Genomic DNA, 24,405 nt, shown 5'->3' with positions numbered 1-24,405 from the left:
TTTAAGGCTCGTTTAAAAATTCTGGCGTGGTGTTGTTAGCGGGCGTTTGCATAGAAGAATTAGAACTGTTTGAAGTTTTTTTAGCGGGTTTTTCATTGAATGGGGGGGCTTTATAGCCGCAAGCTTGAATCGTTATCGCTACAAGTATTAAAAAGCATGTTAAGATCGGTTTATGGAACAAAATATTTTCTCCTTACTCATTCAAAAAAAGTCTTATAAAAAGCTTGAAACTCTTTTGAAACTCAAAAAGCTTAAGGTTTTTATGCCTTTAAGTTTACAAGAAAATTTGCTTTTTATCTTCATCAAAGACTCTAAATTGCTTTTTGCGTTTAAAGATCTTTGGGCTTCTAAAGAATTTAACCAACGATTCGCTAAAGAAATCAGCCATTTTTTAAACACGCAAGGGCATGCTTATGGGTTTGACGGGTTGAATGGGTTAGAAATTTTAGGTTATGTGCCTAAAGATTCCTTAGAAAAAGCCAATTTTTATGCCCCCATTAAAAAACAAGCCCGTTTTTTTCGCCCTAGCGCTTTAGGGTTGTTCCATAACCCCATTAAAGACGCTCGTTTGCATGAATGTTTTGAAAAAGCGCGCGCTTTGATCCACTACCAACGCAGTTTTTTTGAGGAATGAATGGCTGATTTATTGTCCAGTTTGAAAAACCTTCCTAATAGCAGTGGCGTGTATCAATATTTTGATAAAAACCGCCAATTGCTCTATATCGGTAAAGCGAAAAACTTAAAAAAGCGCATCAAAAGCTATTTTTCTATCCATAACAATGAAATCACGCCCAACCATCGTGCAAGCTTACGAATCCAAATGATGGTCAAACAAATCGCTTTTTTAGAAACCATTTTAGTGGAAAACGAGCAAGACGCTTTGATTTTAGAAAATTCTTTGATCAAGCAGCTCAAGCCTAAATATAATATTCTTTTAAGAGATGATAAAACCTACCCTTATATTTACATGGATTTTTCCACTGATTTCCCTATCCCTTTAATCACACGAAAAATTTTAAAACAGCCTGGCGTTAAATATTTTGGCCCTTTTACGAGCGGGGCTAAGGATATTTTGGACAGCTTGTATGAATTGTTCCATTTAGTTCAAAAGAAAAATTGCATCAAGGATAAAAAGGCATGCATGTTTTATCAAATAGAGCGTTGTAAAGCCCCATGCGAGGGTAAAATCACCAAAGAAGAGTATTTAAAAATCGCTAAAGAATGTTTAGAAATGATTGAAAATAAAGACAGGCTCATCAAAGAGCTTGAATTGAAAATGGAGCGCCTTTCTAGTAACTTGCGTTTTGAAGAAGCCCTAATTTACAGGGACAGGATTGCAAAAATCCAAAAAATCGCCCCTTTCACTTGCATGGATTTAGCCAAACTCTACGATTTGGATATTTTTGCTTTTTATAGTGGGAACAACAAGGCGGTGTTAGTGAAAATGTTCATGCGTGGGGGTAAAATCATTTCTTCAGCGTTTGAAAAAATCCACTCCCTTAATGGGTTTGACACTGATGAAGCGATGAAACAAGCCATTATCAATCATTACCAATCGCATTTGCCTTTGATGCCTGAACAGATCTTATTGAGTGCTTGCTCTAATGAAACGCTTAAAGAATTGCAAGAATTTATCTCTCATCAATACTCTAAAAAAATCGCTCTTAGCATTCCTAAAAAAGGCGATAAGCTCGCTTTAATAGAAATCGCTATGAAAAACGCTCAAGAGATTTTTAGCCAAGAAAAAACCTCTAATGAAGATCTGATTTTAGAAGAAGCGCGATCGCTTTTCAATTTAGAATGCGTGCCTTATAGGGTGGAAATCTTTGACACAAGCCACCATTCAAACAGCCAATGCGTGGGGGGAATGGTCGTGTATGAAAACAATGCATTTCAAAAAGACTCTTATCGGCGCTACCATTTAAAAGGCTCTAACGAATACGATCAAATGAGCGAATTGCTCACCAGAAGAGCCTTAGACTTTGCTAAAGAGCCACCGCCTAATTTGTGGGTGATTGATGGAGGGAGGGTGCAATTAAACATCGCTTTAGAAATTTTAAAAAGCAGCGGGAGTTTTGTAGAAGTGATCGCTATTTCTAAAGAAAAAAGGGATTCTAAGGCTTATCGTTCTAAAGGGGGTGCTAAAGACATTATCCATACGCCTAGCAATACTTTTAAATTGCTCCCTAGCGACAAACGCTTGCAATGGGTGCAAAAATTGCGCGATGAAAGCCACCGGTATGCGATAAACTTCCATAGATCCACTAAACTTAAAAACATGAAACAAATCGCTCTTTTAAAAGAAAAGGGCATAGGAGAAGCCAGCGTGAAAAAATTATTGGATTATTTTGGGAGTTTTGAAGCGATAGAAAAAGCGAGCGAGCAGGAAAAAAACGCCGTTTTAAAAAAACGAATCTAAAGGAAAAAACATGAAAAAAAGATTGAATATAGGGCTTGTGGGTTTAGGGTGTGTGGGGAGCGCGGTCGCTAAAATCTTACAAGAAAATCAAGAAATCATTAAAGACAGAGCCGGCGTGGAAATTAAAATTAAAAAAGCGGTGGTGCGAGATGTGAAAAAGCACAAAGGCTATGCTTTTGAAATCAGCAATGATTTAGAAAGCTTGATAGAAGATGAAGAAATTGATATTATCGTGGAGCTTATGGGTGGGGTGGAAGTGCCTTATCTTCTAGCTAAAAAAACTTTAGCCAAACAAAAAGCCTTCGTTACAGCCAATAAAGCCATGTTAGCGTACCACCGCTATGAATTAGAGCAAACCGCTAAAAACACCCCCATAGGCTTTGAAGCGAGCGTGTGTGGGGGTATCCCTATTATCAAGGCTTTAAAAGACGGCTTGAGCGCTAATCACATCCTTTCTTTTAAAGGGATTTTAAACGGCACCAGCAATTACATTTTAAGCCAGATGTTTAAAAATCAAGCGAGCTTTAAGGACGCTTTGAAAGACGCCCAACGTTTAGGCTATGCGGAATTAAACCCTGAATTTGACATTAAGGGCATTGATGCGGCGCACAAGTTATTGATTTTAGCGTCTTTAGCCTATGGCATTGATGCGAAATTAGAAGAAATTTTAATTGAAGGCATTGAAAAAATAGAGCCAGACGACATGGAATTTGCTAAAGAATTTGGTTATAGCATTAAACTTTTAGGCATCGCTAAAAAACACCCAGATTGCATTGAATTAAGGGTGCATCCAAGCATGATTAAAAATGAATGCATGCTCTCTAAAGTGGATGGGGTGATGAATGCAATCAGCGTTATAGGGGATAAGGTGGGCGAGACTTTGTATTATGGGGCTGGGGCTGGGGGAGAGCCTACCGCAAGCGCGGTCATTAGCGATATTATAGAAATCGCAAGGAAAAAAAGCTCTTTAATGCTAGGCTTTGAAACCCCTCAAAAACTCCCCCTAAAACCCAAAAAAGAAATCCAATGCGCTTATTATGCGCGTTTGTTGGTGAGCGATGAAAAAGGGGTTTTTTCTCAAATCAGTGCGATTTTAGCCCAAAATGATATTTCGCTCAACAATGTCTTACAAAAAGAAATCCCGCATTCCAACAAGGCTAAAATCTTATTTTCCACGCACACCACCAACGAAAAGTCTATGCTGAACGCCCTTAAAGAGCTTGAAAATCTACAAAGCGTGTTGGACGCCCCTAAAATGATCCGTTTGGAAAATTGAATGCGCTTTTTGAATAACAAACATAGGGCAAAGGGCTTGAAGGCTGAAGAAGAAGCTTGCAAATTTTTAAAAACGCTGGGTTTTGAAATGGTAGAGAGGAACTTTTTTTCAAAATTTGGCGAAATTGATATTATCGCTTTGAAAAAAGGGGTTTTGCATTTCATTGAAGTCAAAAGCGGGGAAAATTTTGATCCCATTTATGCGATCACGCCGAGCAAATTAAAAAAGATGATCAAAACAATCCGCTGTTATTTGTCCCAAAAAGATCCCAATAGCGATTTTTGCATAGACGCTATTATTGTGAAAAATGGTAAATTTGAGCTTTTAGAAAATATCACTTTTTAGATTTTTATCCAAAACCCATGCGTTTTCATTAACATTCTTAAGCTAATATAATTCTCGTTAATCAAAATCATATATTTAGGAGTAACTAATGAGTCACTATATTGAATTAACTGAAGAAAATTTTGAAAGCACCATTAAAAAAGGGGTTGCGTTAGTGGATTTTTGGGCACCATGGTGTGGTCCTTGTAAGATGCTATCCCCTGTGATTGATGAATTAGCTAGCGAATATGAAGGTAAGGCTAAGATTTGTAAAGTCAATACCGATGAGCAAGAAGAATTGAGTGCGAAATTTGGTATCAGAAGCATTCCTACGCTTTTATTCACAAAAGATGGCGAAGTGGTCCATCAGTTGGTAGGCGTGCAAACTAAAGTTGCTTTAAAAGAGCAATTGAACAAACTTCTAGGCTAGTAGCCATGATAGATTGCGCGATTATTGGAGGTGGTCCTGCGGGTTTGAGTGCAGGGCTTTATGCCACTAGAGGCGGTGTTAAAAACGCCGTTTTGTTTGAGAAAGGAATGCCTGGAGGGCAAATCACTGGCAGTAGTGAGATTGAAAACTATCCGGGCGTTAAGGAAGTGGTGAGCGGGTTGGATTTCATGCAGCCATGGCAGGAGCAGTGCTTTCGCTTTGGCTTAAAGCATGAGATGACTGCTGTTCAAAGGGTTTCTAAAAAAGACTCTCATTTTGTTATTTTGGCAGAAGATGGCAAGACTTTTGAAGCTAAGAGCGTGATCATCGCTACCGGTGGTAGCCCTAAACGCACAGGCATCAAGGGCGAGTCAGAATATTGGGGTAAAGGCGTTAGCACTTGCGCGACATGCGATGGCTTCTTTTACAAAAATAAGGAAGTAGCGGTGCTTGGTGGGGGCGATACCGCCGTAGAAGAGGCGATTTATCTAGCCAATATCTGCAAAAAAGTCTATCTCATCCACAGAAGAGATGGTTTTAGGTGTGCACCTATCACTTTAGAGCATGCTAAAAACAATGATAAGATTGAGTTTTTAACCCCTTATGTGGTGGAAGAAATCAAGGGCGATACTTCTGGCGTGTCTTCTTTAAGCATTAAAAACACAGCCACTAACGAAAAAAGAGAATTAGTCGTGCCGGGGTTTTTTATTTTTGTGGGTTATGATGTGAATAACGCTGTGTTGAAACAAGAAGACGGCTCTATGCTGTGCAAATGCGATGAATACGGCTCTATAGTCGTGGATTTTTCCATGAAAACGGATGTTGAAGGCTTGTTTGCGGCAGGAGATATTCGCATTTTTGCCCCTAAGCAAGTGGTTTGCGCTGCAAGCGATGGCGCTACGGCGGCTTTAAGCGTGATTTCTTATTTAGAACACCATTAAATCAAGCTCATAGCCCTAGATTTTAGGGTTATGAGTTCTCGCTTCAAACATTCATTGGATTTTCAAAGCTTGTAAGGTATTTTAGTTTTTTGTTTAATTGCAATGTCATTTCGTTCTCTTGCTTTGTTTTAATTAAATACTGATCACAAAATTTAAAAACGCTCAAAACATTTTTTACAATCAATATAATAAAAGAACTTGTTTAATCAAAAAAGCACTCCTTAGGGGGTTGTGGGGATTTAGTTGGGGGTTGTAGGGGGGAGAACTATTTTAATACCCCCTATTCTCTTAAGAGTTTTATTGTAAAACAGAGCCTAAAAACGATATACTCTATTAAAAATTATGGGAGTCTAAGCTTTGCGTGTTTTTATCATTTCTTTAAATCAAAAAGTGTGCGATACATTTGGTTTGGTTTTTAGAGACACCACGACTTTACTCAATAGCATCAATGCCACCCACCACCAAGCGCAAATTTTTGATGCGATTTATTCTAAAACTTTTGAAGGCGGGTTGCACCCCTTAGTGAAAAAGCATTTACACCCTTATTTCATCACGCAAAACATCAAAGACATGGGGATTACAACCAATCTCATCAGTGAGGTTTCTAAGTTTTATTACGCTTTAAAATACCATGCGAAGTTTATGAGCTTGGGGGAGCTTGGGTGCTATGCGAGTCATTATTCCTTGTGGCAAAAATGCATAGAGCTCAATGAAGCGATCTGTATTTTAGAAGACGATATAACCTTGAAAGAGGATTTTAAAGAGGGCTTGGATTTTTTAGAAAAACACATCCAAGAGTTAGGCTATATCCGCTTGATGTATTTATTGTATGAAGCCAGTGTGAAAAGTGAGCCATTGAGCCATAAAAACCACGAGATACAAGAGCGTGTGGGGATCATTAAAGCTTATAGTCATGGGGTGGGGACTCAAGGCTATGTGATCACGCCCAAGATTGCCAAAGTTTTTTTGAAACACAGCCGAAAATGGGTTGTTCCTGTGGATACGATAATGGACGCTACTTTTATCCATGGCGTGAAAAATCTGGTGTTACAACCTTTTGTGATCGCTGATGATGAGCAGATCTCTACGATAGTGCGAAAAGAAGAACCTTATAGCCCTAAAATCGCCTTAATGAGAGAACTCCATTTTAAATATTTGAAATATTGGCAGTTTGTATAGTCAATAATAAAAATACTAAAGAGCGTTTTAAAATTTTAGTTGTCCTTGTTTGATTAGAACAAAACCAGTTTTTAATCGCTTTTAAGAATGGATTAAAATTTTAAATGGATTTTAAAAGGGTTTTTAACCCCCTTTAGCTTCTATAAGCAATCTAAATAAGACGCATTAAAAGAACGAAGCACATTAGAAAATTATTTTCTAATTTTCTAACGCTTTAAGATTAAGACTTTTTAGGATTGGCTTCGGTTACCCTAATCGTTCTGCCCATAAAATCCGTATTATCCAATTTAGCAATCGCTTCGCTAACGCCCTCTTCTTGCATTTCTACAAAGCCAAAACCTTTAGGTTTCTTCGTTTCTCTGTCATAAATCAGTTTGACATTAAAAACTTTACCAAATTGACTGAAAAGCTCCTTGACTTGCTCACTGGTAGCACTATAAACCAAATTCCCTACATAAATGTTTTTCAAGATAAAATTCTCCGGTAAAAAAATGACAACATACCCATAAGAATATGAAAAAGTTATAAAAAAGTAACACTTCTAAAACCCAAACACATCCAAAACAGAAGTATGGTGGATTTTATCTAATGATTGCTTAAAAAATTATAAAAGCTATTAAAATTGGGTATTGATAATAAAATAGAACTTACACAAGCAAGCGGTAATTTTAAAAAGCGTTATCAAAGGATAAGGGGAACATGGTTTCAAAACCACCCCCCCTATCCTTTTAAGCTTTACCATAAAATAAAGTTTTAAAAAATAATATCAAAGCCAAACAAGGACGCTTTGTTTAATGCCCTTCATCGGTTAAAACAGCCCCTGCCAAATACACATAAGTGAGAATCATAAAAACAAAAGCTTGTAAAATCCCCATAAAAAACAACACCATAAAAGGCGCTACAGGAACCGCCCAAGGCACTAATAAAAGCATGATGAGCAAGAACATGTCATCGCCCTTGATATTCCCAAACAAACGAAACGATAAAGACACGATCCTAGAAAAATGCGAGATGATCTCAATAGGGAACATGAAAGGGGCGAGCCACTTCACAGGGCCTGCAAAATGGGCGAAATACTTAAAAAAACCCTGCACTCTAATGCCTTCAAAATGGTAATAAAAAAACACAATCAGCGCCAAAACCAGCGTAAAGCTCCAGCTAGCCGTAGGGGATTCAAAACCAGGAATGATGCCTATCATGTTAGAAAAAAAGACATACAAAGCGATCGTGCCAGCTAGGGGGAAGTATTTGCGGGCCAATTCTTCGCCTATAATATCCTTAGCCACGCTTAAAATCGCGCTAATAATGCTTTCATACACATTTTGCAACCCCATAGGCACCATCTGCATTTTGCGCGACGCACCAAGAGAAATTAAAAACATTAAAACCGCTGTCAAAACAACGAAAAAACCGGTGATAAAATCATGATTGGAGCTAAAAAAATTAGCAATAGTAAATACTCTGTGTTCCATGAAAAAGTTTCTCTAAGCCTTATTGAAAATTTTCTTAATTGTAGCAATTAAGTTTTAAAAACTCATTAAACCAAGCTTTTTAACGAGTTTTTTAACGATTTGTCTTGCTTTCTTTTAAAATTCACCCATAATAATTAGGGGCTTCTTTAGTAATATCCACGCCATGCACATGGCTTTCTTTCAACCCTGCGCTAGTGATTTCTACAAATTCAGCGTTTTGATACAATTCCAAAATATTTTTCGCCCCCTGATACCCCATAGAAGAGCGCACGCCCCCTACTAATTGGAAAATCATATCTGAAACCTTACCACGATAAGGCACACGCCCTTCAATGCCTTCAGGGACTAATTTTTCACTCGCTACGCCCTCTTGAAAATACCTATCAGAGCTCCCTTTAGTCATAGCCCCAATACTGCCCATGCCCCTATAGCTTTTATATTGCCTCCCTTGATAGATCATAAAATCCCCAGGAGATTCTTCTGTGCCAGCGAGTAAAGAGCCTATCATCACGCTTGATGCCCCTAAAGCCAAAGCCTTAGCCACATCGCCTGAATAACGGATCCCTCCATCTGCAATCACAGGAATATCAAATTTAGACGCCACTTCTACGCAATTATCAATCGCGCTCACTTGAGGCATTCCCACTCCAGCCACAATCCTAGTGGTGCAAATGCTTCCTGGCCCAATACCCACTTTAATAGCGTCCGCTCCCGCGCTAATCAAATCGCTTGTGGCCTCTTTAGTTACCACATTCCCCACAATCACATCCACTACTAAACTTTTTTTAATCTCTTCTAAAGTGTGTAAAATGTTCGCCGAATGCCCATGCGCGCTGTCTAACACCAACGCATCCACCCCCGCTTTAACTAACATTTCAGCCCTATCTAGTTGCCCCACTCCAATAGCCGCCCCTACTCTTAACCTCCCAAAATCATCTTTATTGGCCTCAGGGTATTCAATGCGTTTTTGAATGTCTTTGATTGTGATCAAGCCTTTTAAAACATTATCTTTATCCACAATGGGCAATTTTTCAATCTTATGCTTGTGCATCAAATCGCTCGCTTCATCCAAACTAATGCCCACATGAGCGGTAACTAAAGGCATTTTAGTCATCACATCGCCCACTTTTTTACTCAAATCGGTTTCAAAACGCACGTCTCTGTTGGTTAAAATCCCAATCAACAACCCCTTATCATCTACCACAGGCACGCCTGAAATCTTGTAATTATCCGCTATGGCCTTAGCGTCCGCTAGCGTCCTGTGCGCTTGGATAAAAATAGGATCATTAATCACCCCACTCTCACTTTTTTTAACCTTAGCGATCTCTTTGACTTGCGTTTGAATATCCATGTTTTTATGCACGATGCCAATACCCCCAAGGCGCGCCATAGCGATAGCGGTTTTATGCTCTGTAACCGTATCCATAGCCGCGCTAATAAAAGGGATATTCAAACCAATATTTTTGGTTAGGCGAGACTTTAAGCTCACGTCTTTAGGTAAAACGCTGGATTTTCTAGGCACCATCAACACATCTTCAAAAGTCAAAGCCCTTTGTACAATTCTCATTTTCTATCCTTAATCTAATTTTAAATCTAATTCTTGCTCTAAAGCGTAAGAAACGTCTAAAAGGCTTTGCTCATCAAAAGCCTTAGCAATGAATTGCATCCCTATGGGCAAGCCTAAAGGATCTTTAGCGACCGGCAAGGAAAGAGCCGGCAAACCGCTCAAATTCGCCCCAATCGTGTAAATATCGCTCAAATACATTTCTAAAGGGCTTGCATGGTAATTGAATAAGTGGGCGCTCGTAGGAGCAACAGGGGTGAAAATCAAATCCACTTCTTCAAAAATCTTGTTGTATTGCTCTTTGATTATCAATCGCATTTGCTGGGCTTTCAAATAATAAGCGTCATAATACCCGCTGCTTAAGACAAAATTCCCTAACATGATGCGCCGTTTCACCTCATCGCCAAAACCTTCACTGCGGCTTTTGAGATACAATTCTTTCAAATCTTTAATATTTTGAGCCCTTCTCCCATAACGCACCCCATCAAATCTGGCCAGATTCGAACTCGCTTCAGCCATGCTGATAATATAATAGATAGAGATTTGATAATGCGAATCCAACATCTTTTTTTCCACAATCTCATGCCCCATTTCTTTCAAGGCTTTAAGGGTGTTTTCATAAGCGAGTTGCACTTCATTGCTCGCGTCTTTAATGTGATCTCTTAAGATAGCGATTTTAAAGCGTTTGTCTCTGTTAAGGTTTTTAAAGGTTTGCGTGGGTTTGAGATTAGCGCTCGTGGAGTCCTTGCTATCATACCCACTAATTGCGTCAAATAAAATAGAAGCGTCTTCTACATTTTGCGTGATAGGCCCGATTTGATCAAAACTAGAGCAATACGCGATCAAACCATAACGGCTCACCCTCCCATAAGTGGGCTTTAACCCCACGCACCCACAATAGCTCGCCGGCTGCCTGATAGACCCGCCTGTATCGCTCCCTAAAGCCGCCACGGCTAATCCACCCGCCACGGCTGCCGCACTTCCCCCGCTGCTCCCTCCAGGCACTCTGTTTTTGTCTCGTGGGTTTTTAGTGATCCCATAGCAACTAGATTCTGTGGTGCTTCCCATCGCAAACTCGTCCATGTTAGAAAGCCCAAACCCTGCCATGCTGTTTTGGTGCAAATTTTCTACCACGCTCGCATGATAAGGAGCGATATAGCCTTCTAAAATCTTACTGGAGCAAGTGATTTCCCACCCCTTAACGCTGATATTGTCTTTAATAAGGATTGGCACCCCTTTAGCGCTAGCGCCATTAAGGCTAGGAGCTTTAATGTAAGCGTTCAAATCTGAAGCTCTAACCTTAGCGTCAATTTCGTTTTTAAGGGTTTCTAATTCATCTTGGGATAAAGAAAGGGCTTGTTTTAAAGTGATCATGTTTTTAGCCTTATTAAAAAATTTAATGGTAGTTTAACATGCTTAGAGACAAAACGAGCTTATAAGAGCGTTTTTAAAAAGCGTTCAACTCGCTTATTTAAATCTTTTAAACTGGAGCTGTTGTCTATAATATAATCGCTCATGGCGCGTTTTTGCTCTATATCCATTTGACAAGCTAAGCGCTGCAAGATTTCAGCCTCTTTGAGTTTGTCTCGCTCTAAAAGGCGCTCAATTTGTAAAGCCCTAGGCGCATAGATTAAAACCACTTTACTCACAGGGTAGCGCTCTTTTCCCCCCACTTCAAAAAACAAAGGGATGTCTAAAAAATACGCTTGATGATTCTTTTCTAATTCATAGGCTTTTTTAAGCATGCACTCACGGATTAAGGGGTGTAAAAAATCCTCTAGCCATTTTAACTCATGAGCATCTTGAAACACGATCGCGCCAAGTTTTTTTCTGTTTAAAATATCTTTTTCTAAAATATCTGATCCAAAATGTTGGGCGATTTTTAACCGATGCTCTTGCAATAATTGGTGGGCGATCTTATCCGCATCTAGGATCTTATAGCCTTGCGATTCTAATATTTTAATGGTGGTGCTTTTGCCGGTGCCTATCCCCCCTGTGAGAGCGATAGCGTTTTTTAAGATCATTTTAAGATTTGATATTGTCTTTAAAGACTTCTTGTAAATTTTTAGGCAAAGCGAATGCAGCCCTATGAATGTCTTCGTTATAGTATCTCACGCTTTTTAGCGCTTCTATTTTTGGCGTCATTAGATCTTTTAAGGGGTGGGTTTTAAAAGAAGCGTAAATATAACCCTTATTGCTCAAAATCCTTAAGGGCGCTACAAAAGGCATGGCAATAGGAAAAAACCCACCCATGTTTTTAAGGGCGTTTTGCATGCTCACATGCTCTAATAAGGGGTGTTTGGCTACCGAAATAAGCACCCCGTCTTCTTTAAGCATTCTTTTTAAACCATCCATTTTATGAATATCTGGCTCTTGCAAGCAAAGAATCAAATCGTATTTTTTAATGTCTAAATCTAAAAGTTGTTTAGCGTGCGTGAAATTCTTGTTGTTTTTCACTTCATGGAAATGGGGGAAAAAACTAATAAAGCTGTCTAAAATCTTTTCATCCGCTTGCACAAAATCTATATGCGTGCCGTATTTAAAAAGCTGGTGGGCTAATTCCAAATCAAACCCATCCACAATCAAAACTTCTTTAAGCTCTTTCTTGGTACAACCCCCCATATGAGCGAGTAACTCGCTTTCAATATGCAAAAAATTCTTGAACAATAACTGGCGGTTGAGCATCGCAATTTCACCAAAATCCTTAGATTTAAAAATCTCTAAGATATTATGCTCGCTTCTCACATCTAATAATTTCGCTTCTATGGTGTATTCTTTACGCAAATACGGCGTGATTTCTTGGGTGATCCACATATAACATTCCTTAGCTTACTTTTTAACAATATCCATGCCTTTGAAACGCTAACATGCTACCCAAAAAAATCTAAATTGTCGTAATAAACGCCCTAACTTTGACATTCTAAAAAAAGTTCCGTATCGCTCTTAAAGCGCTCTTTTTTAAAATCCAAATCAATGCTAATGGCTTTATGCTGGCTGTCTAGTTTATCGGTTGAATGCTTTTTTAACACCATTTGACACTTTGAAACCTCAATGGCGTCTAAAGCCTTATCCCCTATCGTATAAACATTATCGCTCTTTTTTTCTAACAAAAAGGATTCATAAAAAGGCCTTAAACTCAAATCGCTGTCATTGGTGGTATAAACATACGAAGAAATTTTGCCCTTAAATTGCGCGATTTGCGTTTTAGTGTCATTAAAAGTGAAAGTTTGGATCTGGCGATCTTTATCGTTTTGATCTTTTAAAAAACGCTTCAAGGCTTTGGATTTGATTTCTATCAACCATTGATCCCCTTCTTTACTCATAATAATATCCCCGTTTTTTAGGGGGTAGAAATCTTGTTGGGAATATTCAATGAGTTTTGGATTTTTGGCTTTTCTTTTTTTGTAAAGGAACGGATTTTTTATATCATTATTGGCATTATTAGTGTTGTTGTGAGACTCATTTGGGTATAAAGGCGGGTTTTTTGTATCGTTATCGCTTGGCTCATTCAATAAAATCACAGAAGTTTCGGGGTTAAAAGAATCGTTTTCATCTTTAGTCAGTTGGGCGAAAGAATCTTTTTCCTCTATAGGCTGATACACCATGTTTTGTAAAAAAATCGTTTCGCTAAAGACTTCATAATCCGAATCCACATAGCTAGGGCGTTTAGAGCCGTCATTTTCTTGCTCTTGGGCTTTTTTTTGCAACTTAATAAACCTCTCTTGTGAGCAAGCTAGAAAGCATATTAAAATCATTATTACCACGCCTATTTTTTTGACTAAAAACAATACTAGACCCTTATTTAAGCTTTAAATAACTATAATATTGTAATCTAATTTTGATTAAATTGAAGCGATAAAAAAGATGAATACAAGCCATAAAACTTTAAAAACCATTGCGATTTTAGGCCAACCTAATGTGGGGAAAAGCTCGCTATTTAACCGCTTAGCTAGAGAAAGGATCGCTATCACTTCAGATTTTGCAGGCACTACACGAGACATTAATAAACGAAAAATCGCATTGAATGGCCATGAAGTGGAATTGTTAGATACAGGGGGCATGGCTAAAGACGCTCTTTTGTCTAAAGAAATCAAAGCCCTTAATTTAAAAGCCGCTCAAATGAGCGATTTGATTTTATATGTTGTGGATGGCAAGTCTATCCCTAGCGATGAAGACATCAAGCTTTTTAGAGAGGTTTTTAAAACCAACCCTAACTGCTTTTTAGTGATCAATAAGATTGATAACGACAAAGAAAAAGAGCGAGCTTATGCGTTTTCTTCTTTTGGCATGCCAAAGAGTTTTAATATCTCCGTTTCGCACAATAGGGGCATTAGCGCATTAATTGATGCGGTATTGAACGCATTGAATTTAAACCAAATCATAGAGCAAGATTTGGATGCGGATATTTTAGAAAGCCTAGAAACCCCTAATAACGCTTTAGAAGAAACTAAAGAAGAAGAAATCATTCAAGTAGGCATCATTGGGAGGGTGAATGTGGGCAAAAGCTCGCTCTTAAACGCGCTCACAAAAAAAGAAAGGAGCCTTGTTTCTAGCGTGGCTGGCACTACCATTGACCCCATAGATGAAACCATTCTCATAGGCGATCAAAAAATCTGCTTTGTGGATACCGCTGGCATCAGGCATAGGGGTAAGATTTTAGGCATTGAAAAATACGCCCTAGAACGCACGCAAAAAGCCTTAGAAAAATCCCACATTGCGCTTTTAGTTTTAGACGTGAGCGCTCCTTTTGTGGAATTGGACGAAAAGATCAGCTCCTTAGCGGATAAACACTCTTTAGGCATCATTCTTATTTTAAACAAATGGGATATCCGCTACGCCCCTTATGAAGAGATCATGGCAACTTTAAAAAGGAAATTCCGCTTTTTAGAATACGCCCCTGTGATCACAACCAGCTGCTTAAAAGCGCGCCATATAGATGAAATCAAGCATAAAATTATAGAAGTCTATGAGTGTTTTTCCAAACGCATTCCCACAAGCTTGCTCAATAGCGTGATTTCTCAAGCCACTCAAAAACACCCCTTACCAAGCGATGGTGGGAAATTAGTGAAAGTGTATTACGCCACGCAATTTGCCACCAAACCCCCTCAAATCTCTCTTATAATGAATCGCCCTAAAGCCTTGCATTTCAGTTACAAACGCTATTTGATCAACACCTTAAGGAAAGAATTTAATTTTTTAGGCACGCCTTTAATCCTTAACGCTAAAGATAAAAAAAGCACCCAACAAAATTAAATTTTTTATGTGTTAAACCCCCTTAAAAAAGCGTTTTTGCTTGATTTATCTTTAGGATTTGATTATAATTACCGCTCAATCAGTCAAGCTAAGCGGTTAAATCGCTTGGTTTTAGCATCTATTAGAAAAGGGGTTATCCACATGAACAAAGCGGAATTTATTGATTTGGTTAAAGAAGCGGGTAAATACAACAGCAAAAGAGAAGCCGAAGAAGCGATCAGTGCCTTTACTTTGGCGGTAGAAACAGCTTTAAGCAAGGGTGAAAGCGTGGAGTTGATCGGTTTTGGCAAATTTGAAACCGCAGAGCAAAAAGGCAAAGAGGGTAAAGTTCCAGGAAGCGATAAAACTTATAAAACCGAAGACAAACGAGTACCTAAATTCAAACCCGGCAAAATCCTTAAACAAAAAGTTGAAGAAGGCAAGTAAATTTGATCCACTCAGCAAGGGGCTTATCAATAAAGTTTCTTGCTTTCTTATGTCCTTGTAGCTCAGCTGGATAGAGCGTATGATTCCTAATCGTAAGGTCGTGGGTTCGAATCCCGCCAAGGACACCACTCGCATTATTTTTACTATCATAGGAATTTAAAAAAATTTATTTTATTTCTTATCTTATTTAAAAAATATTCAAAGCATTTTTTACAATTAAAAAGATCTTTCAAAAAACAAGCGATAACCTCTTAAAAAGCGCTCTTTAAGGGGTTTTTAGTTGTGGGTTGTAGGGGAGAATTTTTCAAAATGCCTCCTACCCCTTTAAGAAAATGAATTTAAAAATCAAACTTAAAAAATGGGTTTTATCATAAGAATAAAACCTTAAAACGATAAAATCAAGCCATTAAAATCCCTTTTTTTAAAAAATTGAGTGATCCCTATTATAAAATTTTAGGAAAGCCAAAAAATAAATCATAACCCCCTAGACTTTAAACTTAAAGCTCACTAGCCTTATAAGCTTAATAAGAATATCCGCATGACAAATCCCTTCAAAAATGATATAATAGACTTGATGAACTCATTTTAAGGAAAATGCCCATGCGTTTGCACACTGCCTTTTTTGGTATTAATTCGTTGCTTGTTGCCTCTCTTTTGATAAGCGGTTGCAGTCTTTTTAAAAAGCGTAACACTAACGCCCAGCTAATCCCCCCTTCAGCTAACGGCTTGCAAGCTCCCATTTATCCCCCAACCAATTTCACCCCTAGAAAGAGCATTCAGCCTCTCCCTAGCCCTCGCATTGAGAATAACGATCAGCCCATCATTAGCTCTAATCCCACTAACGCTATCCCTAACACCCCCATTCTCACGCCTAATAATGTCATTGAATTGAACGCAGTGGGCATGGGCGTGGCTCCAGAATCCACCATTTCGCCCTCTCAAGCCCTAGCTCTAGCCAAGCGAGCCGCTATTGTTGATGGCTACCGCCAATTGGGTGAAAAAATGTATGGTATTAGGGTGAACGCTCAAGACACCGTCAAAGACATGGTTTTACAAAATTCCGTGATTAAAACGAGGGTCAATGCCCTCATTCGTAACGCTGAAATCACTGAGACCATCTATAAAGACGGCTTGTGTCAAGTGAGCATGGAGCTTAAATTAGACGGCAGGATTTGGTATCGTATTTTGAGCGGAGCGAGAGGATAAACTCTCTCACTCTATAATCATGCGGTATTTTAAAAACGCTTTTTTATTATTTTTCATGACGCTTTTTTTTGTCTCTTGCTCTAGGCACCCTTTTTCTAAGCAAACCCCCAAAACTAGGGAGCAAATCAGACAAGAAGAAGCCAATAAAAAAAGAGAAGAGACTTTGAATGCCTTGCGCCAATTCAGGCTCATTTATATCAACACGCCGGTTTTTCGCTTTTATGATTACGGCACGATTAAAACCGATAAAGACCATAATATTGAAGTAACCCTTTATAAGCTCAGCCAAAGAGTGGGCGACATTTATATGACTAAACGAAACATTTGTTTTAGCCAAAAATGTTCGGCTAAATGGATTGCTGCAAGGGATTTGTTTGGTAAGGTGAGCTATGGGGATTTGTTTGATGACATTGTTTTAGGGAGGGATATTTTTAAAGGCTTAGGGAAACGCCACCTAACCCCTGAATATGTGATCCAAAGGTTTCAAAAAAGCGGGGAAATTATCCTTTATGAAAGAAAAAATGGCCTGATTTCTTTCCAGAATTTGACGCAAAAAATTGCTATTAGGATCGAACCCTATGAGCCTTCTTTACAGGATTTAGAAGATAATGAAAACGCTGACAGCGAGCTCCAATGAAAAACTTTTCCCCACTCTATTATTTTAAAAAGCTCAAAAAACGCCATTTAATCGCTTTGAGCCTGCCCTTGCTTTCTTATGCCAATGGCTTTAAAATCCAAGAGCAAAGCCTGAATGGCACGGCTTTAGGCTCGGCGTATGTCGCTGGGGCTAGGGGGGCTGATGCTTCCTTTTATAATCCGGCGAATATGGGCTTTACTAACGATTGGGGTGAAAACAGAAGCGAATTTGAAATGACCACCACCGTGATCAATATCCCGGCCTTTAGCTTTAAAGTCCCTACGACTAATCAAGGCTTGTATTCGGTTACGAGTTTAGAAATTGATAAAAGCCAACAAAATATTTTAGGCATCATCAACACTATAGGGCTTGGCAATATCCTTAAAGCACTTGGCAATACGGCCGCTACCAATGGCTTATCACAAGCAATCAATCGTGTTCAAGGGCTTATGAATCTAACCAATCAAAAAGTCGTAACCCTCGCTTCAAATCCTGATACTCAAATCGTGAATGGCTGGACGGGCACGACTAATTTTGTTTTACCCAAATTCTTTTATAAAACCCGCACGCATAACGGCTTCACTTTTGGGGGGAGTTTCACCGCTCCTAGCGGGTTAGGCATGAAATGGAATGGTAAAGGGGGGGAATTTTTGCATGATGTGTTTATCATGATGGTAGAGCTTGCCCCTAGCATGAGCTATACTGTTAATAAGCGCTTTTCTGTGGGGGTGGGTTTAAGGGGACTTTATGCGACTGGGAGCTTTAATAACACCGTTTATGTGCCTTTAGAGGGCGCTTCGGTTTTGAGCGCGCAACAGATTTTAAATCTACCCAACAATGTTTTTGCCGATCAAGTGCCAAGCAACATGATGACTTTATTAGGCAATATTGGCTATCAACCAGCGCTTAATTGCCAAAAAGCCGGTGGGGATATGAGCGATCAGAGCTGTCAAGAGTTTTATAACGGCTTGAAAAAAATCATGGGCTATAGCGGCTTAATCAAAGCGAGCGCGAATCTTTATGGCACCACTCAAGTCGTGCAAAAATCCAACGGGCAAGGCGTATCAGGGGGGTATAGAGTGGGTTCGAGTTTGCGTGTGTTTGATCATGGCATGTTTTCTGTGGTGTATAATTCTTCAGTTACCTTTAACATGAAAGGCGGTTTAGTGGCTATCACAGAGCTTGGTCCTTCTTTAGGGAGCGTTTTGACTAAAGGCAGCTTGAATATCAATGTTTCACTCCCCCAAACCCTAAGCCTAGCCTACGCCCACCAATTTTTTAAAGACCATTTAAGAATAGAGGGGGTGTTTGAGCGCACCTTTTGGAGTCAAGGGAATAAATTTTTAGTCACCCCTGATTTTGCGAACGCCACTTACAAGGGCTTGAGCGGAACGGTGGCTTCACTAGACTCTGAAACGCTTAAAAAAATGGTAGGCCTAGCGAATTTTAAAAGCGTGATGAACATGGGGGCTGGTTGGAGGGACACCAACACCTTTAGATTAGGGGTAACTTACATGGGCAAAAGCTTGCGTCTAATGGGTGCTATTGATTATGACCAAGCCCCAAGCCCCCAAGACGCGATAGGTATCCCGGATTCTAATGGCTATACCGTGGCTTTTGGGACTAAATATAATTTTAGGGGCTTTGATTTAGGCGTAGCGGGGAGTTTCACTTTTAAGAGCAACCGCTCTAGTTTGTATCAATCCCCAACCATTGGGCAATTGAGAATTTTTAGCGCTTCCTTAGGCTATCGCTGGTAAAACATGCCAAACCATCAAAACATGTTGGATAACCAAACGATTTTAATCACCGGAGGCACTGGGAGTTTTGGCAAACGCTTTGTTCGTAAGGTTTTAGACACCACCAACGCTAAAAAAATCATCGTTTATAGCCGAGATGAATTGAAGCAAAGCGAAATGGCCATGGAATTTAATGACCCCAGAATGCGTTTTTTTATTGGCGATGTCAGGGATTTAGAACGCTTGAATTATGCTTTAGAGGGCGTGGATATTTGTATCCATGCGGCCGCGCTCAAGCATGTACCCATCGCTGAATACAACCCCCTAGAATGCATTAAAACCAATATCATGGGGGCGAGCAATGTGATTAACGCATGCTTAAAAAATGAAATCAGCCAAGTCATCGCCCTAAGCACCGATAAAGCCGCTAACCCCATTAATCTCTACGGCGCGACGAAATTGTGCAGCGACAAGCTCTTTGTGAGCGCGAACAACTTTAAAGGCTCTTCTCAAACGCAATTTAGCGTGGTGCGTTATGGTAATGTGGTGGGTAGTCGTGGGAGCGTGGTGCCGTTTTTTAAGAAATTAGTCCAAAACAAGGCGCATGAAATCCCCATTACCGATATTCGCATGACACGATTTTGGATCACCTTAGATGATGGGGTTTCTTTTGTGCTTAAAAGCTTGAAAAGAATGCATGGGGGTGAAATTTTTGTGCCTAAAATCCCTAGCATGAAAATGACTGATCTCGCCAAAGCCCTAGCTCCTAATACTCCTACTAAAATCATAGGCATTCGCCCGGGCGAGAAACTCCATGAAGTGATGATCCCTAAAGATGAGAGCCATTTAGCCCTAGAATTTGAAGACTTTTTTATCATTCAGCCCACCATAAGCTTCCAAACGCCTAAAGATTACACGCTCACCAGACTCCACGAAAAAGGCCAAAAAGTCGCCCCTGATTTTGAATACAGCAGCCACACTAACAACCAATGGCTAGAGCCTGATGATTTGTTAAAATTACTATGAATTTTTTAGAAGATTTGTTTTACCCCTTAAGATTGTTAGAAAACAAGCGCGTTTTATTGCTCGTGAGCGGATCTATTGCGGCGTATAAATCCCTAGAATTAGTGCGCTTATTGTTTAAAAGCGGGGCTAGTATCCAAGTGGTGATGAGTGAGGGCGCGAAAAAATTCATCAAGCCCTTAAGCTTTGAAGCCTTGAGCCATCATAAAGTCTTGCATGATCGTAATGAAAAATGGTATTACAACCACCAAAACAAATTGCACCACAACCACATCGCATGCGCTGCTAGTGCTGATTTACTCATCTTTGCCCCTTTAAGCGCTAACAGCTTGTCTAAAATCGCTCACGCTTTAGCGGATAATACCATCAGCGCGACTTTTTTAGCTTGCGCTTCCCCTAAAATCCTAGCCCCCAGCATGAACACTAACATGCTCAATTCCCCTATCATTCAAAGTAATTTAAAACGCTTGAAAGATTCCAATCACATTATTTTAGACACCCAAAACGTGCTTTTAGCATGCGACACTAAAGGCGATGGGGCGATGGCTGAGCCTTTAGAAATCCTTTTTAAAGCCGCTCAAACGCTCTTAAAAGACGCTTATTTTGAAAACAGAGAAGTTATAGTCATGGGCGGCGCGAGTATAGAAAAGATTGACAGCGTTAGAGTCATCAGCAATCTTTCTAGCGGGATTCAAGCGAGCGCGTTGGCTTTAGCGTTGTATTTTAAGGGAGCGAAAGTTACTTTGATTGCGTCCAACTTCCCCACTCCTTTGCCTAAAGAAATCGCAAGCGTTTTAGTTAGCGACACCGCTTCTTATGAAAACGCCTTAAATAACGCCGCTAAAAACTTGCAAAAACATGCCTTAAAACCCCTGCTCTTCAATTTAGCCGCCATTAGCGATTATTTGCCTAAAACTTCTTTCAACCATAAGCTTAAAAAAAGCGAACTGGGCGAAACCCTAAACATTGAATGCGTTCAAAATAAGGATTTACTGGCTTCTGTCAATCCCAATCAATTCGTTAAAATCGGCTTTAAAGCTGAAGACGATCAACAAAACGCTATCAAAAACGCTCAAAATCTTTTAAAACCTTCTCAAAATAACGGCAAGGATTGCTCTGTGGCCGCTTTGAATCTCATTAAAGATTCACGCCCCTTTGGCTCGTTAGAGAATGAATTGTGGCTCTTTAGCCATAAAAAAACCCAAAAAATCCCTTCTATGAACAAATTAGAAGCGAGTTTTAAAATCCTTGATTTTATCAAAGACAACGCCCTTTAATGCTAGAAGCCCTAAACGCCCTAAACCAGCTTAACGCTCTTCATTCCAAAAACGCCGCGCACCATTTTAACGCTGCCTTACCCATTCTTTTAAAAGTGCTAGAAAAACAAGATAAAGATCTTTTTCTTTTGCAAGTGGGCAATAAAATTATCCCCACCAAAAGCGAACAGGAATTAAAAATCAATCAGCCTTATTTTGCGACTATGCAAAGAAATCAGCTGGGCGATATTGTGCTTAAAAATTTAGTGCCTGCCCCAAAAATCTTAGACGCATTAGACGATTTGCCCGCTATTGAAATGAATAAAATCAAAGAAATATTGAGCGCCAAAGACAATACCCCTTTAAAAGAATACAAAGAGTTTTTGAGCGAAAAATTAGTCCATGCTAAAAATTCGCAAGAGTTTTTGAATACGGCCAACATGCTTTTGAGCTTGCAATCGCAGGTTTTAAGCTTCGTGGTTGAAAACGAACGCAAAAAAGCCTTTTTACAGATGAAAGCCAAAAAACAAAGCGTTGATTTTTACGCTCTGTATCCTAACTTGGGCGAAATTGGCGGCGTTATTTACTTGAAAGAAAAAGAGAAACAACTTTTTTTAAAAACCACCCTCCAAAGGACTAAAGAGGTTTTAAAAGAGGCTCAAAACACCCTTTTAGGCTTTTCTTTTGTGGAAATCGTGTGCGAAAAAACCCCCATGCTTTTTGCCTTTGAAGAGCGCTTATTGGACACACTAGGGTAGAAAAATTTTCATTTTTTTAAAAGTGTTTCAATTGCTAAGGCTTTATCTTTGGCTTGCGTGATCGCACTAATGACTGCGATACCACTGAATTTTTGTAATTTTGAAGCGTTATCTGTCGTGATACCTCCAATCGCTATGAGGGGTTTTTTCACCCCGCTATCGTGTATTTTTTTTAAAAGATTGACGCCCACAACTTCTTTAGCGTCTTTTTTAGATGGTGTGGGGAAAATAGGGCCTACCCCTAAATAGGCTATGCGATCTAAATGGCGCGCTTTTAGGGCTTGCTCCAAAGTATTGACGCTCAAACCGATAAAAAGGCGCTTTTGGCATAAAGTTACTACCTCTTCTATGGCCATGTCTTCTTGCCCCACATGCACGCCATCAGCCTTTAATTCTAGCGCGAGTCGCGCCTCATCATTAATAATAAAAGGCGTGCCGTATTTTTGGCATAATTTTTGACACTCTAGGGCTAATCGTTTGATTTCAACAGGATCTTGTAAGGCTAAATCGCCTTTTTGGCGGAATTGAAACGCTGTGATTTGAGATTTTAAGGCTAATTCTAAAGTCTCTAAAAGTGCGTTTATCCTATCGTTTTTACCGCCCTTTATGTGGTAGAAATCTTGCGAACCAGCCACAAACATGAGTTTCAAACAATTCGCATCAAACATGCTTTTTGATGCTCCACAAATTCAAAGGCCCATGCCCATGCCCAATATTTAAGGGGTTTTGAATGATGATAGTTAAAAGCTCTTTAGCCTTTGTGATAGCGTTTTTTAAATCCAACCCTTGAGCGAGTAAGCCCACAATCAAGCTAGACAAAGTACAACCCGTGCCATGCGTGTTTTTGGTGTTGAATCGCTTGGCGTTTAAGATAAATTCAATATCTTCTAAAAACACCCAATCGTTGCTAAATTCCCCTTGAAAATGCTCCGTATGCCCCCCTTTAATCACAGCGTTTTTAACGCCTAAATCCCTTAAAATACCCATCGCTTTTGAAGCGCTTTTATCGTCTCGCACTTGAACGCCTGTGAGCGCATAAACTTCAGGGAGGTTAGGGGTTAGTAAATTGGTTTTGGGTAAAAGGCGTTTTTTTAAGCTTAAAATCGCCTCTTCTTCTAAAAGCAAAGCCCCATTTTTTGCCACCATGACCGGATCTAAAACGCACAACCCAAAATCGCAAGTTTCTAAAGCGTCCGCTACGCATTCAATGATTTGATTATTGCATAACGCCCCCATTTTGAACGCCTTGATAGAAAAATCATCTCTAATGGCTAGGATTTGCGCTTTCACGCTCTCTACGCTCAATGGATACACCCCATGCACGCCCTGTGTGTTTTGCGCGGTGATGCAAGTGATCACGCTTGTCCCAAACACGCCCAAAGTTTGGAACGCTTTCAAATCGGCCTGTATCCCAGCGCCCCCACCGCTATCGCTACCAGCGATGCTTAAAACTTGCGGATAAACTTTCACAACTCTTCCTTAATAAGGCTATTTTCTAACTTTATGGGCAAGCTTAAAGCGTCTAAAAAATAAAACAAGAACGAACCATTAGAGCCGTTATTTTCTAACGCTTTTTTTTGCGCATTAAAAGCGGCTTGTTTATAGAAAGCGCAAAGTTGCGCCATAGAATCTAAGGGGTCTTTTTTCAAACTCAAAAAGCTCGCGCACGCCGCTGCATGCAAACACCCAGCCCCTGTAATTGCAGTCAAATATTCGCTCCCCCCACTGATGCTCAAAACTTTTTTCCCATCGCTCACGTAATCTATTTTACCCGTCATCACCGCTATCACAGAATATTTTTGAGCCGCTCGTTTGACAATTTCTATAGGCGTGTTGGCATCATGAGAGTCTAACCCCTTACTTTCGCAAGAAATACCCACTAAAGAGCCTAATTCTGCAGCATTGCCCCTAAGCGCACTAATCCCTTCGCTTTCTAAAAACTCTAAACTTGTGTTATAGCGCAAAGCGCTCGCTGAACACCCCACAGGATCTAACACAATGGGTTTATTCAAAGCCTTGTAATGTTTGATAGCCTCTTTAGCGCATAAAATGGTGCGATCATTAAGGGTGCCAATATTAATAGCGAGCGCGTCAGAAATTTTCGCTAAATCTTGCATCTCATCAATCGCATCGCTCATTAAAGGCGATGCCCCTAAAGCTAACAAACCATTAGCCACAAATTGCGCCACCACATAATTGGTGATATTATGCACTAAAGGGCGTTTTTGGCGTAATTCTTTTAACATCACAAGCCTCCTTAAATTTTTTTTATTTTATACAAAAAATCCATTGATTGGCGCTGTTTTTGAAATTTAATGCAAAAGCGTTCATGAACTATTTTTCATTAACCTCATCTTTTTTGACCTCATTTTTCTTAAATATAGCGCTAGTGAGATCACAAAAGCGGTGGAAAAAGCGAGAAAGGTTTCATTATATCAAAGAATATTATTTTTTTATTCCTTGCGTTTTCTGTGCGTTTGTGGGATAAATAAGCTATAATCC

26 protein-coding genes, 1 tRNA gene and 1 pseudogene are annotated in these 24,405 nt (G+C 39.6%); 16 read left to right on the top strand and 12 right to left on the bottom strand.

The window, feature by feature from the left end:
• Position 1: 1 nt before the first annotated feature.
• Positions 2-181: a hypothetical protein gene (locus tag QT76_RS00340; protein WP_033616086.1), complete on the bottom strand. Its 180-nt coding sequence runs from the start codon at positions 179-181 to the stop codon at positions 2-4.
• Here QT76_RS00340 and QT76_RS00335 point away from each other — a divergent pair.
• The 7 genes from QT76_RS00335 to QT76_RS00305 all read left to right on the top strand — a co-directional run bounded on the left by QT76_RS00335 (position 173) and on the right by QT76_RS00305 (position 6,569).
• Positions 173-634, top strand: a complete 462-nt coding sequence (locus tag QT76_RS00335) for a hypothetical protein (protein WP_000437184.1) — start codon at positions 173-175, stop codon at positions 632-634. The genes QT76_RS00340 and QT76_RS00335 overlap by 9 nt on opposite strands.
• On the top strand, positions 635-2,419 hold the full coding sequence (uvrC, locus tag QT76_RS00330; RefSeq protein ID WP_033616085.1) for an excinuclease ABC subunit UvrC: 1,785 nt from the start codon (positions 635-637) through the stop codon (positions 2,417-2,419).
• Positions 2,420-2,429: 10 nt separating this feature from the next.
• On the top strand, positions 2,430-3,695 hold the full coding sequence (locus QT76_RS00325; RefSeq protein ID WP_033616084.1) for a homoserine dehydrogenase: 1,266 nt from the start codon (positions 2,430-2,432) through the stop codon (positions 3,693-3,695).
• Positions 3,696-4,040, top strand: a complete 345-nt coding sequence (locus QT76_RS00320) for a YraN family protein (protein ID WP_033616083.1) — start codon at positions 3,696-3,698, stop codon at positions 4,038-4,040. It begins immediately after the preceding gene.
• Between the two features lie 88 nt (positions 4,041-4,128).
• Entirely contained in the window at positions 4,129-4,449 is a 321-nt protein-coding gene (gene trxA / locus QT76_RS00315) for a thioredoxin (protein ID WP_000020199.1), read from the top strand.
• Positions 4,450-4,454: 5 nt separating this feature from the next.
• Complete coding sequence (gene trxB / locus QT76_RS00310; RefSeq protein ID WP_033616082.1) at positions 4,455-5,390, top strand: thioredoxin-disulfide reductase; 936 nt, start codon at positions 4,455-4,457, stop codon at positions 5,388-5,390.
• A gap of 357 nt (positions 5,391-5,747) precedes the next feature.
• Positions 5,748-6,569 carry a glycosyltransferase family 25 protein gene (locus tag QT76_RS00305; RefSeq protein ID WP_033616081.1) on the top strand — a complete coding sequence of 274 codons (822 nt, stop codon included), beginning with the start codon at positions 5,748-5,750 and terminating at the stop codon, positions 6,567-6,569.
• Positions 6,570-6,789: 220 nt separating this feature from the next.
• On the opposite strand, the gene QT76_RS00300 is transcribed toward QT76_RS00305, so the two are convergent.
• From QT76_RS00300 to QT76_RS00270, 7 genes are all read right to left on the bottom strand, one after another.
• Positions 6,790-7,038: an RNA-binding protein gene (locus tag QT76_RS00300; RefSeq protein ID WP_000790557.1), complete on the bottom strand. Its 249-nt coding sequence runs from the start codon at positions 7,036-7,038 to the stop codon at positions 6,790-6,792.
• Positions 7,039-7,360: 322 nt separating this feature from the next.
• Positions 7,361-8,041: a F0F1 ATP synthase subunit A gene (locus QT76_RS00295; protein WP_000401225.1), complete on the bottom strand. Its 681-nt coding sequence runs from the start codon at positions 8,039-8,041 to the stop codon at positions 7,361-7,363.
• Positions 8,042-8,162: 121 nt separating this feature from the next.
• Positions 8,163-9,608 (bottom strand): IMP dehydrogenase, encoded by a 1,446-nt coding sequence (gene guaB / locus QT76_RS00290; RefSeq protein ID WP_001223727.1) that lies wholly within the window; start codon positions 9,606-9,608, stop codon positions 8,163-8,165.
• A 9-nt stretch (positions 9,609-9,617) separates the two neighbouring features.
• Complete coding sequence (gatA, locus tag QT76_RS00285) at positions 9,618-10,979, bottom strand: Asp-tRNA(Asn)/Glu-tRNA(Gln) amidotransferase subunit GatA (protein WP_033616080.1); 1,362 nt, start codon at positions 10,977-10,979, stop codon at positions 9,618-9,620.
• A 59-nt stretch (positions 10,980-11,038) separates the two neighbouring features.
• Positions 11,039-11,629 (bottom strand): dephospho-CoA kinase, encoded by a 591-nt coding sequence (gene coaE / locus QT76_RS00280; RefSeq protein ID WP_033616079.1) that lies wholly within the window; start codon positions 11,627-11,629, stop codon positions 11,039-11,041.
• Position 11,630: 1 nt separating this feature from the next.
• On the bottom strand, positions 11,631-12,419 hold the full coding sequence (locus QT76_RS00275; RefSeq protein WP_033616078.1) for a spermidine synthase: 789 nt from the start codon (positions 12,417-12,419) through the stop codon (positions 11,631-11,633).
• A 92-nt stretch (positions 12,420-12,511) separates the two neighbouring features.
• A complete protein-coding gene (locus tag QT76_RS00270; RefSeq protein WP_033616077.1) occupies positions 12,512-13,393 on the bottom strand; it encodes a hypothetical protein in 882 nt (293 codons plus the stop codon).
• 76 nt (positions 13,394-13,469) lie between these two features.
• Here QT76_RS00270 and der point away from each other — a divergent pair, with 76 nt between their 5' ends.
• From der to QT76_RS00225, 9 genes are all read left to right on the top strand, one after another.
• Positions 13,470-14,858, top strand: a complete 1,389-nt coding sequence (gene der, locus QT76_RS00265; RefSeq protein ID WP_033616075.1) for a ribosome biogenesis GTPase Der — start codon at positions 13,470-13,472, stop codon at positions 14,856-14,858.
• A gap of 141 nt (positions 14,859-14,999) precedes the next feature.
• A complete protein-coding gene (locus tag QT76_RS00260) occupies positions 15,000-15,284 on the top strand; it encodes an HU family DNA-binding protein (protein ID WP_001029077.1) in 285 nt (94 codons plus the stop codon).
• Positions 15,285-15,335: 51 nt separating this feature from the next.
• Positions 15,336-15,412, top strand: a tRNA-Arg gene (locus QT76_RS00255).
• A 472-nt stretch (positions 15,413-15,884) separates the two neighbouring features.
• On the top strand, positions 15,885-16,490 hold the full coding sequence (locus QT76_RS00250; protein WP_033616074.1) for an LPP20 family lipoprotein: 606 nt from the start codon (positions 15,885-15,887) through the stop codon (positions 16,488-16,490).
• 19 nt (positions 16,491-16,509) lie between these two features.
• On the top strand, positions 16,510-17,127 hold the full coding sequence (locus QT76_RS00245) for an HP0838 family lipoprotein (RefSeq protein WP_033616073.1): 618 nt from the start codon (positions 16,510-16,512) through the stop codon (positions 17,125-17,127).
• A complete protein-coding gene (locus tag QT76_RS00240) occupies positions 17,124-18,887 on the top strand; it encodes an OmpP1/FadL family transporter (RefSeq protein WP_033616072.1) in 1,764 nt (587 codons plus the stop codon). Before QT76_RS00245 ends, QT76_RS00240 begins: the two co-directional genes overlap by 4 nt.
• Before the next feature lie 21 nt (positions 18,888-18,908).
• On the top strand, positions 18,909-19,892 hold the full coding sequence (gene pseB, locus QT76_RS00235; RefSeq protein WP_033616214.1) for a UDP-N-acetylglucosamine 4,6-dehydratase (inverting): 984 nt from the start codon (positions 18,909-18,911) through the stop codon (positions 19,890-19,892).
• Positions 19,889-21,166 carry a bifunctional phosphopantothenoylcysteine decarboxylase/phosphopantothenate--cysteine ligase CoaBC gene (coaBC, locus tag QT76_RS00230; protein ID WP_033616071.1) on the top strand — a complete coding sequence of 426 codons (1,278 nt, stop codon included), beginning with the start codon at positions 19,889-19,891 and terminating at the stop codon, positions 21,164-21,166. Before pseB ends, coaBC begins: the two co-directional genes overlap by 4 nt.
• A complete protein-coding gene (locus QT76_RS00225) occupies positions 21,166-21,903 on the top strand; it encodes a hypothetical protein (RefSeq protein WP_033616070.1) in 738 nt (245 codons plus the stop codon). The genes coaBC and QT76_RS00225 overlap by 1 nt, the downstream gene beginning before the upstream one ends.
• An 8-nt stretch (positions 21,904-21,911) precedes the next feature.
• Here QT76_RS00225 and thiE read toward each other — a convergent pair whose 3' ends face one another.
• The 4 genes and pseudogenes from thiE to QT76_RS08475 form a co-directional block, all read right to left on the bottom strand.
• Positions 21,912-22,571 carry a thiamine phosphate synthase gene (thiE, locus tag QT76_RS00220; RefSeq protein ID WP_033616069.1) on the bottom strand — a complete coding sequence of 220 codons (660 nt, stop codon included), beginning with the start codon at positions 22,569-22,571 and terminating at the stop codon, positions 21,912-21,914.
• Positions 22,564-23,373: a bifunctional hydroxymethylpyrimidine kinase/phosphomethylpyrimidine kinase gene (gene thiD, locus QT76_RS00215; RefSeq protein ID WP_033616068.1), complete on the bottom strand. Its 810-nt coding sequence runs from the start codon at positions 23,371-23,373 to the stop codon at positions 22,564-22,566. Before thiD ends, thiE begins: the two co-directional genes overlap by 8 nt.
• A complete protein-coding gene (gene thiM, locus QT76_RS00210) occupies positions 23,370-24,149 on the bottom strand; it encodes a hydroxyethylthiazole kinase (protein WP_033616067.1) in 780 nt (259 codons plus the stop codon). The genes thiD and thiM overlap by 4 nt, the downstream gene beginning before the upstream one ends.
• Positions 24,150-24,325: 176 nt before the next feature.
• A pseudogene (locus QT76_RS08475) lies at positions 24,326-24,403 on the bottom strand (type I restriction endonuclease); the annotation flags it as partial.
• Positions 24,404-24,405 lie beyond the last annotated feature (2 nt).

The sequence above is a fragment of the Helicobacter pylori SA37A genome, assembly GCF_000476015.1.
Classification (GTDB): Bacteria; Campylobacterota; Campylobacteria; order Campylobacterales; family Helicobacteraceae; genus Helicobacter; species Helicobacter pylori_DB.
Note: the sequence above shows the minus strand (reverse complement) of the source record. Positions and strands in the feature narration are given on the sequence as shown.

What these genes read in the sequence shown, in the direction of transcription:
- QT76_RS00335 (WP_000437184.1), top strand. Translation starts at nt 173, where the DNA reads ATGGAACAAAATATTTTCTCCTTACTCATTCAAAAAAAGTCTTATAAA.
- uvrC (WP_033616085.1), top strand. Translation starts at nt 635, where the DNA reads ATGGCTGATTTATTGTCCAGTTTGAAAAACCTTCCTAATAGCAGTGGC.
- QT76_RS00325 (WP_033616084.1), top strand. Translation starts at nt 2,430, where the DNA reads ATGAAAAAAAGATTGAATATAGGGCTTGTGGGTTTAGGGTGTGTGGGG.
- QT76_RS00320 (WP_033616083.1), top strand. Translation starts at nt 3,696, where the DNA reads ATGCGCTTTTTGAATAACAAACATAGGGCAAAGGGCTTGAAGGCTGAA.
- trxA (WP_000020199.1), top strand. Translation starts at nt 4,129, where the DNA reads ATGAGTCACTATATTGAATTAACTGAAGAAAATTTTGAAAGCACCATT.
- trxB (WP_033616082.1), top strand. Translation starts at nt 4,455, where the DNA reads ATGATAGATTGCGCGATTATTGGAGGTGGTCCTGCGGGTTTGAGTGCA.
- QT76_RS00295 (WP_000401225.1), bottom strand. Translation starts at nt 8,041, where the DNA reads ATGGAACACAGAGTATTTACTATTGCTAATTTTTTTAGCTCCAATCAT.
- guaB (WP_001223727.1), bottom strand. Translation starts at nt 9,608, where the DNA reads ATGAGAATTGTACAAAGGGCTTTGACTTTTGAAGATGTGTTGATGGTG.
- gatA (WP_033616080.1), bottom strand. Translation starts at nt 10,979, where the DNA reads ATGATCACTTTAAAACAAGCCCTTTCTTTATCCCAAGATGAATTAGAA.
- coaE (WP_033616079.1), bottom strand. Translation starts at nt 11,629, where the DNA reads ATGATCTTAAAAAACGCTATCGCTCTCACAGGGGGGATAGGCACCGGC.
- QT76_RS00275 (WP_033616078.1), bottom strand. Translation starts at nt 12,419, where the DNA reads ATGTGGATCACCCAAGAAATCACGCCGTATTTGCGTAAAGAATACACC.
- der (WP_033616075.1), top strand. Translation starts at nt 13,470, where the DNA reads ATGAATACAAGCCATAAAACTTTAAAAACCATTGCGATTTTAGGCCAA.
- QT76_RS00260 (WP_001029077.1), top strand. Translation starts at nt 15,000, where the DNA reads ATGAACAAAGCGGAATTTATTGATTTGGTTAAAGAAGCGGGTAAATAC.
- QT76_RS00250 (WP_033616074.1), top strand. Translation starts at nt 15,885, where the DNA reads ATGCGTTTGCACACTGCCTTTTTTGGTATTAATTCGTTGCTTGTTGCC.
- QT76_RS00245 (WP_033616073.1), top strand. Translation starts at nt 16,510, where the DNA reads ATGCGGTATTTTAAAAACGCTTTTTTATTATTTTTCATGACGCTTTTT.
- QT76_RS00240 (WP_033616072.1), top strand. Translation starts at nt 17,124, where the DNA reads ATGAAAAACTTTTCCCCACTCTATTATTTTAAAAAGCTCAAAAAACGC.
- pseB (WP_033616214.1), top strand. Translation starts at nt 18,909, where the DNA reads ATGTTGGATAACCAAACGATTTTAATCACCGGAGGCACTGGGAGTTTT.
- coaBC (WP_033616071.1), top strand. Translation starts at nt 19,889, where the DNA reads ATGAATTTTTTAGAAGATTTGTTTTACCCCTTAAGATTGTTAGAAAAC.
- QT76_RS00225 (WP_033616070.1), top strand. Translation starts at nt 21,166, where the DNA reads ATGCTAGAAGCCCTAAACGCCCTAAACCAGCTTAACGCTCTTCATTCC.
- thiE (WP_033616069.1), bottom strand. Translation starts at nt 22,571, where the DNA reads ATGTTTGATGCGAATTGTTTGAAACTCATGTTTGTGGCTGGTTCGCAA.
- thiM (WP_033616067.1), bottom strand. Translation starts at nt 24,149, where the DNA reads ATGTTAAAAGAATTACGCCAAAAACGCCCTTTAGTGCATAATATCACC.